The organism is Streptomyces sporangiiformans, from assembly GCF_005768555.2.
Lineage (GTDB): Bacteria > Actinomycetota > Actinomycetes > Streptomycetales > Streptomycetaceae > Streptomyces > Streptomyces sporangiiformans.
In genome coordinates, this window is the sequence record NZ_VCHX02000177.1 from 83,728 (window position 1) to 96,774 (window position 13,047).

The following is a 13,047-nucleotide window of genomic DNA, read 5'->3' on the forward strand; positions in this document are numbered from 1 at the left end:
CTCAGGCCGGCAACGCATGGGTGGGATCCAGCACGCGCCGGAGGAATGCTCGGGTCCGCTCATGGCGCGGGTTGCCGATCACATTGTCCGGGGTGCCCTGCTCGACGACGACTCCGCCGTCCATGAACACGACCCGGTCGGCAACTTCCCTGGCGAAAGCCATCTCGTGGGTGACCACGAGCATCGTCATGCCCTCCTCGGCGAGGTCTCGCATCACCGTGAGAACGTCTCCCACGAGCTCCGGGTCGAGTGCCGACGTCGGCTCGTCGAACAGCATCAGCATCGGATCCATGGAGAGCGCTCTGGCGATCGCGACCCGCTGTTGCTGTCCGCCGGAGATCTGGGCGGGATAGGCGGCGGCCTTCTCGGTGAGCCCGACCCGTTCGAGGTTGGCGCGGGCGATCCTGTCGGCCTCGGCGGTCTTACGCCCCAGCACTGTCTTCTGGGCGACCGTGCAGTTCTCCAGCACGGACAGGTGCGGGAACAGGTTGAACTGCTGGAACACCATCCCGACGTGTCGCCGGGCCGCGTCGAGGTGGCAGTCCGGGTCCGCGAGGTTCTCACCCCGCACGATCACCGCTCCGCCGTCTGGACGCTCAAGCAGGTTGACGCAGCGAAGAAGAGTCGACTTGCCGGAACCGGACGGACCGATGAGGCAGACGACCTCACCCTCACCGACGGCGAAGTCGATATCTCGAAGCACATGGTTGTCACCGAAGGACTTGTGCAGCCCCTTGATCTCGATCAGTTCGGTTCCGGAAGCAGCCATCAGCGAGCCTTTACGGAGGAGGATTCCAGCCGCCGAGCCAAGAAACCCAACGGAAGGGTGATGATCAGATAGCAGAGGCCGGCGGTGACCAGAGGGGTAAGGTTCGACTGCGTATTGGCCAGTTCCCGGCCGAAGCCGGTGAGTTCGTTGCCGGTGGCCGAGACGCCGATGATGAACACCAGGGACGAGTCCTTGACCAACAGCACCAGTTCATTGGTGAGCGGCGGCAATATGATCCTGAAGGCCTGTGGCAGCACGATCTTGCGCATCGCGAGACCCGCCGGCATACCCAGTGAGCGGGCGGCTTCGACCTGCCCTCTCGGGACAGCCTGGATTCCTGCCCGGATCGTTTCGGCCATATAGGCCGCCGCGACGATTCCCAGAGCGAGCCAGACCACGCCATAAGGATCGAAGGGAATGATCAATCCGCCGAACGCCAGCGGGAGCAGGCTGAAGGCGATGAACACGATGACGGCCGGGAGCCCGCGGAAGAACTCGATGTAGGCCATCGCGAACCACCGGTATGGACCGATCGGGCTGAGCCGCATCAGTGCGAGCACCGTCCCTGCCACGAGACCGATCAGAAAGGCGCCGGCGGTGTACTCGAGAGTCTTGACAAGCGCCGACAGCAGTCCGTCCGCAAAGGCAGACCTGATTAGCTGCGGTTCGAGGAATACGTGCGCGATCTGGCCCCAGTCGGCGCTCGCGGCCGCCCCCACGGCGAGCATGGCGATCACGACGTACTGAAGGATGCGGTTGCGTCGGGCCTTGCGGCGTGGACTCAGCGCGGTTCGTTCTTCGATGACAGTCGCGCTACTCACCGCGGTCAACTCCGAACCATTTCTTGTAGAGCCGGTCGTAGTCCCCGTCCGACTTGGCCTTGGCAAGTACGGCGTTGAGCTTTGCGAGCAGCTTGGCTCCGTTCGCACCCTTCCGGTCCGCTCCGAACCCGTACTGCTCACCGGTACGGAACTCGTCCACCACGGCGGTGTCAGGATTGTTCTTGGTGAAGTTGTACAGCACGCCGTTGTCGTTGATCCCCGCATCCACACGGCCGGACTTCACATTGTTGGTGAGCAGTGCGAGGTCTTCGAAGACAACTGTGGTGAACCCGTACTTCTTGGCCTGCGAATTTGCGTACTTCTGGCCGGTGGTCCCCGACTGGACTCCGACCTTCTTGCCTGTGAGGTCGGCAAGAGATCTATAGCCGGAGCTCTTCTTCACGAACAGGACCTGGGTGGCATCCATGTAGGGATCGGAAATTCTGATGGCCCTTTTTCGCTCCTCGGTGATGGTCATGGCGCCCGTGCCTATGTCGCATTTCTTGGCAGCAAAGGCGCCGCCGGAAGTGATCTGCGACCATTCGATGCTCAGAAATTTCGGTTCGACGCCTAGATCCTTGGCCAGCAGGCTCAGCAGATCGGCATCGAAGCCGACGACCTTGCCGCCGTCCTTGTACACAAAGGGCTTGTACGGCAGCTGCGTGCAAATGGTGAGATCCACCGCGGAGACCAGACCGATGCCTTCCACCTTGCCGCCGGACCCGGAGTTTGTCCCGCAGGCCGTCAGAGTCAGTACAAGACCAGCTGCTGCCACACCCGCAGCCGAACGGCGAGAGAATACGCCGGATGTGCAGACCACTTTCACCAGAACGCTCCCTTGTTACGGGCCCGGCAGCGGCGGATACCGCTACACCTCTGTTTCGGCCCATTGTTGAGATCTCTGCGGACCCGGGCGATTGCGGCCCGATTTGAATAGTGGGGCGCATCGAAGTGGAATCGTCGGTAATTCCGGGTGGCTCACCGGGTTCTCGCTGAATGTTAGGGCCGAGACCCTGCTGCAATCAATCGCTAATTTTGTTGCTTCGTATCATTTTTCTTGCGTCATTGAACTGTGTGTGGCGATCCGTTGCGCGGTTTTTCTCGCTGAATCTCGCCGCTCGGAGGCATCGACGGAGGTGGCGGCATACGGACGCACGTGCCGGTATGCGTGGGTCCCGCATGGTGAGAGGGGTGGGTTGCCGGCGCATCGAAGCCCCGGTGGCACCCTGCTCTGACCACCCCGCGTTTGCAGCGTGCCTTCCCCGGTACGGCGGGTTCCTCGACGCCATTGATGACTGCGGGCGCTCCTTCCAGGGCCACAGGACCATCCATCCGGCGCTGGAGCGACGCCGAACTCATGGCAAAAGGATGACCTTCGGCATACATCACTGGCGTCCAAGGCCCTGCAGCCCGAGGACGCCGGTCTGCCGCGTGGGCCGCGGCGTCGCTCCGGGGCCTGCGCCGCGAGGAAGCCGCGCTGCTGGCCGGCATGTCCGCCGACTACTACGCCCGCATCGAGCAGCAGCGCGGCCCGGTGCCCTCCGAGTCGATCCTCGCCGCGATCGCCCGCGCCCTGCACCTGACACTGGACGGCGATCACCTGTTCCGGGTCGCCGGGCACACTGCCCCGGGCCCCGTCCCGCACCGGACTGGCCCGCGGCCTGATCCACCGTTGGTTCACCGACCCCCGCTCCAGGCGGATCTACCCCGTGGCCGCCCCCCGTCGCGCAGCCGCGCCTTCACCTCCGACTTTCGCGCCTCCTGCACCCGCCAGAGATCGAACTCCCGTGCGGGCGAAATCACCGACGCGCTGCTGACCGGGAGTGAAGTGTTTCACCACGCTGCGGAACAGACACGAGATCGGCGTTCGGCGCCCGGACACCAAGCGCTTCGCACTCGGGTGACGAGCACCCTGCCACGCCCTGATCTTCGACCGCCTCGTGCCGGGTAGGGCCCGGGCTGCTGGTCGTGATGCTTCCGGCAACCATCCAGTACCCGCTGTTTGTGTTCCTCGCCTACGTTTCCGGCCGCGGACGGACGCTGATCGACCGCAGCCTGTATCTGCCCACGTCAGGGACGGACGACCGGGATCGACGCCGCCGGTCCGGCATCGACGACCACGTCGCCTTCGAGACGAAGGTGGCCATGGCCAAGACGATGGTCCGCCGGGCGATCGCCGAGCGGATCCCGTTCAGGTGGGTGACGGCAGACGCCGCTTACGGCTTCAGCAAGGGCTGGCGGTTCGAGCTGGAGCAGGCCGATGTCTTCCATGTCATGGCCACAACCCGGCACGACGCCGTCGTCACCCGCTGGGCCCTCGACCATCCCGTCCACGACCTGTTTCCCGGTCTGCCGCGGCAGAAGTGGAAACGCCGCCCCTGCGGCGCGGGGGCTCACGGCCGGCGGATCTACGACTGGGCCCGTGTCGAAGTGAGGCCCTGGCACCGCGAGGATCGCCGGCACTGGGTTCTCGCCCGCCGCAGTGTCAGCCCCGCCCGAGGAGATCTCCTACTACATCGCCTACTGCTCCGCCGACACGACCCTGGACGAGTTGATCCGCATCGCGGGCAGCCGATGGGCTGTCGAGGAGTGCTTCCAGACCGCGAAGCAGGAGTGCGGCCTGGATGACTACCAGGTCCGCCGCTGTCCCGGCTGGCACCGCCACATGACCCTGGCCATGGCCGCCCACGCCTGCCTGACCGTTCTGCGCGCCCGCGAACTCGGCGCCGACGAACACATCCTGCACTGGCCGACATGGCGCTGCAGACGACAACACCAAGCCCGTATCAGTCACTACAGCGGACATAGCCCATGACAACTGCCCAGCACTCAGAACAAACACCGGTGCAGTACTAGGGTGCCACTCCTTGCGGCTGCGACGAGTGGTCCACGGTCCGCCTCACAGGGTCGGGCGGGCGCGGCCGGGCGCTGGGAGCGGCGAGCGAGTGGTGTGCGGTTCGGTCAGGCCCGACTCGTAGGCGAAGGCTACTGCCTGGACGCGGCTGCGGGCGCCGATCTTGGTGAGGATGCGGCAGACGTGGGATTTGACGGTGGTCGGGGCGAGAGACAGGTGTGCGGCGATCTCGGTGGTGCTCCAGCCGGAGGCCACGGCGGCAAGGACCTGACGTTCACGTTCGGTGAGTGCGCCGAGCCGTTCCGTCGGGAGGGACGCGGAGGCGGGCGGCCGTCGTCGGATGGTGTCGATAAGCTGGCGGGTGAGACCGGGCGGGATGACGGCGCCTCCGGCCTCCACCGCGCGAATGGCCGCGGTCAGCTCGTGCGGGGCGGTGTTCTCCGGAAGCAGTGCGTCAGCACCGGCCGCCAGCGCGGCCCAGGCGTACCCGTCGGGCCCGACGGGGGCAAGCACCAGTACGCGAGGGTGGGGCGGGCTGTCGCCGCGTGCGATGCGGCGGACGGTGTCGATTGAGTCCGTGCCGGGCTTGAAGATGTGCATGAGGACGACGTCCGGGCGAAGCGCGGTGCTCATGCGGACCGCCTCGGCACCGCCGGCCGCCTCGCCGACCGGGCTCAGGTCCGGCTCGGAATCCAGCAGGAGGTGATAGCAAAGGCGTCGCAGCTCCTGGTCGTTGACGATGAGAACGGTGGGCATGCTGCCTGGGTTCTTCCTGTGGGTGGGACCATGCCGGCGACGAGGGGGGTGCCGCGGGGTGGACCGGACGGGCCGGTCGCCGGCGACTGGAAGTCCCCTGCCTCCTGCGGGCGTTCAGTCGCCGATCGCGCGGAGCACGGCGTCGGCCATGCTTTGCTCGCCGTGCGCGTTCGGGTGGACGGCGGCGGCTGGACTGCTGGGCCGCAGGGGCTCGATCCAGCGGGTCTTCTGCGCGGAGCAGGCGTCGTGGCCGACGGACGGGGAGTAGGTGTCGACGTACGTCGCTCCGACGGCCTCAGCCTGCCCGCGCAGCATGGTGTTGAGCTGCTTCCCCTTGTCGTGCAGGTAGGTCGCGTCACCGGGCGCGAGGGGCAGTTCCCTGCCGCAGCCTTTGCCTTCGGCGGGCAGGATCGCCGGATAGCCGACGACGTAGACCCGGGCCTTCGGCGCACGCCGTTCGATCTCGACCAGCGCCGCGGACAGCTGTCGGCCGGTCGCCTGGATCTTCTGTGCCACTTCGTCGATGCCGCCGTCGACGTGCTGCTTCTTGCAGGGCGCATCGTCGGAGAAGAGACGGTCGCTGCCGGTCGCACGGTACATCGCGCCCATCGTGACGCATTTCGTGACCGTCGAGCCGAAGCCGATGTCGTTGCCGCCGATGCCGAGGGTGACCAGCCGCGTCCGCGTCGAGAGGGCCGAAAGCTGGGCGGGGTTGGTGCCGTTGGACGTCTTTTGCGGCGCGCTGAGGTTGGTGATGGTGGCACCGCTGCAGCTGACATCACGGAAGTCGGCAGCCGTGACGCCGAGTTGGCGTGCCACCACCGCAGGATAGTTGTGGTCGGATCGGTCGCAGCCGGCCGGTGTCCCGGACTGTCGGGGGATCTTCGGGCCGGAGGTGTAGGAGTCGCCGAGAGCGACGTAGGGCCCCGGCTGCGGTCGCTCGTCCTTGGCGTTCTCGTCGTTGCCGGTGCCGTCCGGCCGCCCGATGAGGACGGCGGTGAACAGAACGCCGCAGCTCACGATCCCGGCCAGACCTGTGCGTGCATACGGTCCCATGAGTTTCTCCTGTCGTCGTCACTGATGACCAACTGCTGGGCGGGCACCGCAGCGCAGGCGGCTGCGTGCGATGGGCGGCGGTGCCCGGAGCGGGACCGGCAGGGTTGGCTGGGGAGAGGGTTTGCCCGGATCACGGCGGGGACGAGGCGTGTGCGACCCTGCCGTCAAACTAGGCGGGAAAACGCGCATGTCATCGGCACCGCGGGACCGAATACGGCAGTGCCGAGTAGTACCGCGGTAGGAAGGCGCGTCGACTCTGGGCGGAGGCGCGGTGGGGTCGGCCGGGCGAGTCCCGTGTCGTGGGTTGTACGCCGATCGTGACCAGGCGGCAATTTCGGCCAGGGCCTTGCGCTCATGCTGGGCAGGCCGGTCAGACGCGGGTCGCGGCGATGCCGAGCTCGGGCCGGGCGATCTGCGCGGTGACGGTTTCCAGCAGGCGGCGCGGGATGGCGGGCACGTCCACGGCGTCACCGCACGCGACCGTCCTGATCCCCACCAGGAGTTCGTCCGGGTGGGCGTCCGCGAGCCGGAACCCGCTGGCTCAGGTGCGCAGCGCGCCGTAGGCGTACTCGTGCAGTTCGAAGCTGGTCAGCAGGGACCCCGGGAGGTCCGCCGGACTCGACGATGTGCCGTGTGGTCTCGATACCGTCCATGCCGGGCATGCGGACATCCGTCAGGACGGCATCGGCGGAGTTCGGCGACGGCACGGACTGCTGCGCTGGTCTGCGGCCTCGCCGACGACGGTGAGGCCGGGGCTGAGCCTCCAGCAGCATGCCGAAGCCCAATCCGCTGCAGCGCCTTGTCGTCGACGGTGAGGACGATGGTCAAGCGGGGTCCTTCTCCAGGGAGTTGACCGGCGGGTTGGGGATGAGGGTGGCGTGGACGGTCCAGCCGCCGTGAGGGTTGGGGCCGGCGGTGACCTCGCCCCGGTAGAGGGCGGCGCGCTCGCGCATGCCGACCAGCCCCCGGCCGCTGCCCGTCCGGCCACGGCGTGCACGCGGGGTACGGGGCGGGCCGGTGTCCTCGACCGTGAGGCGCACGGTGTCGGGGTTGGCGGCGATGGAGACGTGGACCGAGGTGTCGGAGGCGGCGTACTTGACGGTGTTGGTCAGGGCCTCCTGGATGACGCGGTAGGCGGACAGCTGGAGTCCCGGGGCCAGGCCGGTGAGGTCGTCGTGCGCGTGCAGGGCGACGGTGGGGCCGGCGGCGCGGACCCGGTCGAGCAGCGCGTCGAGGTCGGCGAGGCTGGGCTGCGGGGCGAGCGGGACGTCGTGCGACCGGCCCTGACATTCGCGGTCGTCGCCGATGACGGCGAGTAGGCGGCGCAGTTCGGCCAGGGCATCGCGGCCGCTGGCGCTGATGATGCGGAGGGTCTGGGCGCCGCGTTCGGGCTTGCTCTCGGTGAGGGCGGCGGCGCCGTCGGCGAGGCCGACGATGACGGCGAGGGTGTGGCCGAGGATGTCGTGCATCTCGCGGGAGACGCGGGCGCGTTCCTGCGCGGTGGCGAGACGGGCCTGCTGGTCGCGTTGCTTCTTCAGGGCGTCGATGTAGGCGTAGGCCAGCCGCAGGAGCAGGCCCAGTGCCGCGAACGCCACTACGGCGACCATCACCATCAATGTCACGGGCTCCGGACGCGTGACGTACTCCAGCTGCTGGCCGCGCCAGAAGAAGTAGGCCCATGCGACGAGTTGCACGAGGGTGACGCCGGTGGCGACGGCTAGCTGGCGCGGCGTGCAGTGACGGCCGACATTGAAGAGGGCGACCACCCGGGCGAATTCGGCGCCGGTCAGCACACCCAGAGAAAGAGACACGACGGAAACGGCCGTGGTGAGGGCGAAGACCAGCATGGGGCGTCGTTCCCGCCACAGCAGTGGGATGCAGAAGGCGAGGACGAGGGGCAGCTGGGGATTGCCGACGTTGTGGGGATTGAGGTACGCGTCGCTGCCGCCCGCGAAGCAGAAGACCGGGACCCCCCACCGCCGGACCCAGGGACGGGCCCGGTCGGCCCGCCGCCACGAGGCGAGCCGGGAGACGACCGAGCCGATCACCCGTTGCTCGGGATCGCTCGTCAGGGCCTGAAGGAACTGGCGCTCGTCCGGGCGTGGGGCGGGAACGGGGGCACTCGGTGCGGTCACGGGACAGGCCCTTCGCGATGTCAGGCCGCCCGCCGGCCCGGGGGGATCGGGCCGGCGGGCGGGGCAGGGGAGACGGCCGGGGAGAGTCGGCCGCCACGTCAGGAGCCGGTGCGGAAGCCGGTGCTACGGCTCGCTCTCGTCAACTCCTGCGCATCGGGTTCTTCAGGAGCTTCCTGCGTACCGGTGCCTCCGACTCCGTCGTCTCGGCGGGGACGGTGGCGTCACCGCCCTGTGCGCGGCGCTGCCTGAGCCTGGACAGTCCGTGCGCTTTCCCGGGGGCCTGCTGTGCGGGTGCCTCCGACTCCTTCGTGTCGGCGGGGGCGGTGGCGTCGCTGCCCCGTGCGCGGCGCTTCTTGAGCCTGGACAGTCCGCGTGCCTTCCCGGGGGCCTGCTGGGCAGGTGTCGGCGTGTCCGGGCCGCCAGAAGTGGGGACGCCGGTGAGGGTGCGGGGGGCGCCGTGGTCGTCCGAGCCCGTGTGGACCCCCGCGGCGACACCGGCGAGCACGGGTTCAGGCGCGGAGTCCGTCGGCTCGGCTTCGAGCGCGTGGCGCAGTTTCTCGCCCTCGACATCCACGTCGGGCAGGATTCGGTCCAGCCACTTCGGCAGGGTCCAGGAGCGGTGGCCGAGCAGGGCCATCACCGCCGGGACGATGGTCATCCGGACGACGAAGGCGTCGAAGAACACGGCGGCGGCGAGCCCCAGGCCGATGGACTTGATCAGCACCTCGGCGTCGAGGAGGAATCCGGAGAAGACGGAGACCATGATGACCGCGGCGGCGGTGACCACCCGGCCGCTGTGCCGGAAACCCTGCACGATGGCCTGTGTGGGTTCGGCGCCGTGGACGTACTCCTCCCGCATCCGGGAGACGAGGAAGACCTCGTAGTCCATGGCGAGTCCGAACACCACGCCGATCAGCACGATGGGCAGCAGGCTGACGATGGGTCCGGTCTGGTCGACGCCGAAGAGGTCCTTCAGCCAGCCCCACTGGAAGACCGCGACCAGGACCCCGAGGGTCGAGACCACGCTGAGCAGGAAGCCGAGGGCGGCCTTGAGCGGGATCACGATCGACCGGAAGACCAGCAGGAGCAGGACCAGGGCCAGGCCCACGACGATGGCCAGGTAGGGCACGAGCGCGTCGGAGAGTTTGGTGCTGACGTCGATGTTGACGGCGGTCAAGCCGGTGACCATCAGGTCGGCGCCGGTGTCCTGATGCAGGGCGCCGCCGTGGCCGCGGATCTCGCCCACGAGGTCCTTGGTGGCCTCACTGGTGGGGGCGCTCTTGGGGACGGCGCCGAGCAGGGCCACGTCGCCGGCCTGGTTGAAGGAGGGAGGACGGACGGCCGCGACATCGTCCAGCTTGCTCAGCATGGTGTACGCGTCCTGGGCGGCTGCCTTGGGATTGTCGCTGTCCCGGGCGTCGACGACCACGGTGAGCGGTCCGTTGAAGCCCGGCCCGAAGCCCTTGCTGAGGGTGTCGTAGGCGATGCGCTGGGTGGTGCCGGGGGGCTTTCCGGAGTCGTCGTTCAGGGCCATCTTCAGGGACATCGTGGGGATGGCCACCAGGGCCAGGCCGACCACCGAGACGGCGAGCACCTTGACCGGGTTGCGGGTGACGAACCTCGCCCAGCGCACGCCCATCGACTCGCCCTCGCCGCGCTCCAGCGCCTTCATACGGCGGGTGAGCAGCTTGCTCGTCATGATCCGCATACCGGCGAAGCCGAGCACGGCGGGCAGCAGGGTCAGCGCGATGATCACGGCGACGGCCACGGCGAAGGCGGAGGCCAGGCCCATGGAGGTGAGCATGCCGATGCCGATGACGCTCAGGCCGCTCAGCGCGACGATCACGGTCAGGCCGGCGAAGACGACCGCGGACCCGGCGGTGCCCAGGGCCCGCCCGCAGGCTTCCTCGGGTTCGTGGCCGTCGCGGATCTCGTTGCGGTAGCGGGAGACGATGAACAGGGCGTAGTCGATGGCGACGGCCAGGCCCAGCATCAGTGCCAGGGTCGTGGAGGCCGAGGCCAGGTCGAAGAAATGCGTGGCGAGCGTGACCGACAGGATGGCCGCGGCCACCCCGAGGATCGCGGTGAGCAGGGGCAGTCCGGCCGCGATCATCGAGCCGAAGGTGATCACCAGAACAACGGCGGCGACCCCGACGCCAATCAGCTCGGCCGCCTTGCTCGCGGCCTTGTCCTTGACGGCGTTGCCGCCCAGGCTCACTTTCAGGCCGGCCTTCTCGCCTTGCTGAACGACATCGGTCTGGACGGCGTGGGCCGCGCCGCTGACGTCGGCCTGGGCGACCTTGTAGGACACCTGGGCGTAGGCGATGGTGCCGGACTTGCTGAGCAGGCCGCTGGTGAAGGGATCGGAGACGCCCGACACTTGTGGCGACTTCTCCAGCTTCGCCACCAGGGAGTCGACCTCGGCCTTGTTGGCACCGGAGGTGAGCTTCTGCCCGCTGGGCGCCTCGAACACCACACGCGCGGTGGCACCGTCGGCGGATGCCTGCGGAAACTCCTTCTGCAGCAGGTCGATCGCCTTCTGCGACTGCGTGCCCGGAACGCTCAGGGCCCCCGAGGAGGTGCCAGGTGCACTCATGGCGCCGATGCCGATGGCGGCCAGGACGGCGACCCACAGCATCACGACGAGGCGTCGTCGCCGGAACGTCAGCCGGCCGAGCCGATAGAGGAAGGTGGCCACGGATTACTCCCACCAGGAGAAGAGATCATTGGGTGAGCTGGGCCTGACTGACCCGCGATCTCAACCTAGAAGCGGTACCGGGCGACCATCCCGTACCGCGGAACCGAATCCGGCGGGGCCCGTTAGTACCGCAGTACTACGCCCTGTCCTCCTCGCAGCCCGTCGGCCGACGATGCCCCGATCTAAGAGGGCATCTGATCAACGTTCACGACGTTGTGGGCGTGATGCCCGTTTCGTTTCGCCAGGTTGGTGTGGATTCTCCGGTGAGTTCGCGGCTCATTTTGTTAGCCATGGCCCAGTGGATCATCGCCCGTGACCGCTGGGGCAGGGCTTCATAGTCCCGCACCAGGTGGCGGTGCTGCATCAGCCAGCCGAAGGTCCGCTCGATCACCCAACGCTTCGGCAACGGATGGAACCCCGTGGCCGAGGTCCGCTTGACGACCTCCAGCCAAATCCCCAACGCGGCACCGTGGTTGAACACACGTCCCTGATAACCACCGTCAGCCCAGACCTTCGTCACACTCGGATGGGTGGCCGCGAGCTCGGTCAGCAACTGCTTGCCGCCAGTGGAGTTGTGGACCGAGGCGGCCGTGACGACGACGGCCAGGACCAGACCGAGGGTGTCCGTGATCAGGTGCCGCTTGCGTCCTTTGAGCTTCTTGCCGGCATCGATGCCCTGGCTCGACTCAGCCACGTTTGCCGAGGTCTTCACGCTCTGCGCGTCCACCACGGCTGCGGTCGGTTCCCTGCTGCGACCATGGGCCTGGCGGGTCTTGTTCCGTAACAGATCATGGACCCGCTGTGTGGTGCCGTCCGCTTCCCACTTGGCGTGGTAGTCGTACACGGTCTTGTACGGAGGAAAGTCCTGGGGCAGATACTCCCACGGGATTCCGGTGCGATTGACGTACAGGATCGCGTTCACGATCTCTCGCAGATCATGCACCCGCGCTGCCGTGCCGGGCCCGGTACGGGCGGCCCGCCAAGCGGCGAACACCAGCTCGATCAGGGCCCACCGGGCATCGGACACGTCACTGCGATACGGACGACGAGCACTCACACACCAGGCAACGACCGTCGGCCCCGACAGTCACAAAAACATCCCAAAACACTGACTACCTAGATCAGATGCCCTCTAAGCCGTATGTGCTGCTGCGGAAGGCCCTGGAGCGGACGAGCAAGGCGGCGATCGCGAAGTTCGCGTGGCACGGCCGGGAGCGGCTGGGCCTGCTGCGTATCCGGGAAGACGCGATCGTGCTGCATGCGATGCGGTGGGACGACGAGGTCCGTGACCCGGCTGCCCTGGCACCCGGCCAGGTGGAGGTGTCGGAGGAGGAGATCCAGAGGGCCGAGCTGCTGATGGACAGCATGATCCGCGATGATCTCGAGGGCGATGAGTTTGTGGACCACTACACGGACGCGCTCGCCGAGGTGATTACGGCGAAGCGGGAGGGCAAGGAGCTGCCGGAGATGCCCGAGACGGCGGCGCCGGCGGGCGAGGTCGTCGATCTCATGGCGGCGCTGGAGGAGTCCGTGAAGAAGGCACGGGTGTCGCGCGGCGAGGACGCCGAGGTCCACGAATTGCCGAAGAAGAAGACCGCGGCGAAGAAGGCGTCCGGCAAGAAGCCTGCCTCGAAGAAGAAGGCGAAGGCTGCGGGGAGCTCCTAGACGAGTAAGTCCGGTCTCCGGTCACTGATCGCCTACGACCGCTGACCGGAGATCGGAATTAGAACTCCTAACAGAATGACGCCTTCACCCTTGGAATGTTGGCGCCTGATGGAGTGTTGGCCTGCACATGCGAAGGGGTGAGCAGCTGCCATGGATTGTGCCGGATGAGCTGTGGGCGCGGATCGAGCCGTTGCTGCCGGTCGTGTCGCGCCGTGCGGATCACCCGGGGCGCAAGCGTCTGGACGACCGCAAGGTGCTGTCGGGCATCCTGTTCGTGCTGTACACCGGCATTC

The 13,047-nt window shown here is 67.6% G+C and carries 12 protein-coding genes and 1 pseudogene; 4 read left to right on the forward strand and 9 right to left on the reverse strand.

The window, feature by feature from the left end; genetic code table 11:
- Position 1: 1 nt before the first annotated feature.
- Genes FGD71_RS31810 through FGD71_RS48065 form a run of 3 tightly spaced genes read right to left on the reverse strand, consistent with a single transcriptional unit; the run spans position 2 to position 2,416 of the window.
- Positions 2-769, reverse strand: coding sequence for an amino acid ABC transporter ATP-binding protein (locus tag FGD71_RS31810; RefSeq protein ID WP_119104004.1), 768 nt, complete (start codon positions 767-769; stop codon positions 2-4).
- Positions 769-1,599, reverse strand: coding sequence for an amino acid ABC transporter permease (locus FGD71_RS31815; protein WP_240436870.1), 831 nt, complete (start codon positions 1,597-1,599; stop codon positions 769-771). The genes FGD71_RS31810 and FGD71_RS31815 overlap by 1 nt, the downstream gene beginning before the upstream one ends.
- Entirely contained in the window at positions 1,583-2,416 is an 834-nt protein-coding gene (locus FGD71_RS48065; protein WP_119104005.1) for an ABC transporter substrate-binding protein, read from the reverse strand. The genes FGD71_RS31815 and FGD71_RS48065 overlap by 17 nt, the downstream gene beginning before the upstream one ends.
- Before the next feature lie 663 nt (positions 2,417-3,079).
- Here FGD71_RS48065 and FGD71_RS50285 point away from each other — a divergent pair.
- The gene (locus FGD71_RS50285) at positions 3,080-3,541 is read left to right on the forward strand and encodes a hypothetical protein (RefSeq protein ID WP_478131756.1); all 462 of its coding nucleotides are present in this window, start codon (positions 3,080-3,082) and stop codon (positions 3,539-3,541) included.
- Positions 3,542-3,594: 53 nt separating this feature from the next.
- Positions 3,595-4,405: pseudogene (locus FGD71_RS31830) on the forward strand (IS701 family transposase); the annotation flags it as partial.
- A gap of 84 nt (positions 4,406-4,489) precedes the next feature.
- Here FGD71_RS31830 and FGD71_RS31835 read toward each other — a convergent pair.
- The 6 genes from FGD71_RS31835 to FGD71_RS31860 form a co-directional block, all read right to left on the reverse strand.
- Complete coding sequence (locus tag FGD71_RS31835) at positions 4,490-5,200, reverse strand: response regulator transcription factor (protein ID WP_119104006.1); 711 nt, start codon at positions 5,198-5,200, stop codon at positions 4,490-4,492.
- 114 nt (positions 5,201-5,314) lie between these two features.
- Positions 5,315-6,256 carry an SGNH/GDSL hydrolase family protein gene (locus FGD71_RS31840; RefSeq protein ID WP_119104007.1) on the reverse strand — a complete coding sequence of 314 codons (942 nt, stop codon included), beginning with the start codon at positions 6,254-6,256 and terminating at the stop codon, positions 5,315-5,317.
- A 370-nt stretch (positions 6,257-6,626) separates the two neighbouring features.
- Positions 6,627-6,752 carry a hypothetical protein gene (locus FGD71_RS49760; protein WP_276147169.1) on the reverse strand — a complete coding sequence of 42 codons (126 nt, stop codon included), beginning with the start codon at positions 6,750-6,752 and terminating at the stop codon, positions 6,627-6,629.
- A 328-nt stretch (positions 6,753-7,080) separates the two neighbouring features.
- On the reverse strand, positions 7,081-8,391 hold the full coding sequence (locus FGD71_RS31850) for a sensor histidine kinase (protein ID WP_119104009.1): 1,311 nt from the start codon (positions 8,389-8,391) through the stop codon (positions 7,081-7,083).
- A gap of 139 nt (positions 8,392-8,530) precedes the next feature.
- On the reverse strand, positions 8,531-11,089 hold the full coding sequence (locus FGD71_RS31855) for an MMPL family transporter (RefSeq protein ID WP_119104010.1): 2,559 nt from the start codon (positions 11,087-11,089) through the stop codon (positions 8,531-8,533).
- 205 nt (positions 11,090-11,294) lie between these two features.
- Positions 11,295-12,146 carry an IS5 family transposase gene (locus FGD71_RS31860; RefSeq protein WP_119104011.1) on the reverse strand — a complete coding sequence of 284 codons (852 nt, stop codon included), beginning with the start codon at positions 12,144-12,146 and terminating at the stop codon, positions 11,295-11,297.
- A gap of 68 nt (positions 12,147-12,214) precedes the next feature.
- On the opposite strand from FGD71_RS31860, the gene FGD71_RS31865 reads away from it, so the two are divergent.
- Positions 12,215-12,754 (forward strand): Ku protein, encoded by a 540-nt coding sequence (locus FGD71_RS31865; protein ID WP_119104012.1) that lies wholly within the window; start codon positions 12,215-12,217, stop codon positions 12,752-12,754.
- A gap of 127 nt (positions 12,755-12,881) precedes the next feature.
- Positions 12,882-13,047: transposase (locus FGD71_RS31870; protein WP_140935995.1), on the forward strand; the 166-nt coding region annotated here is incomplete at its 3' end.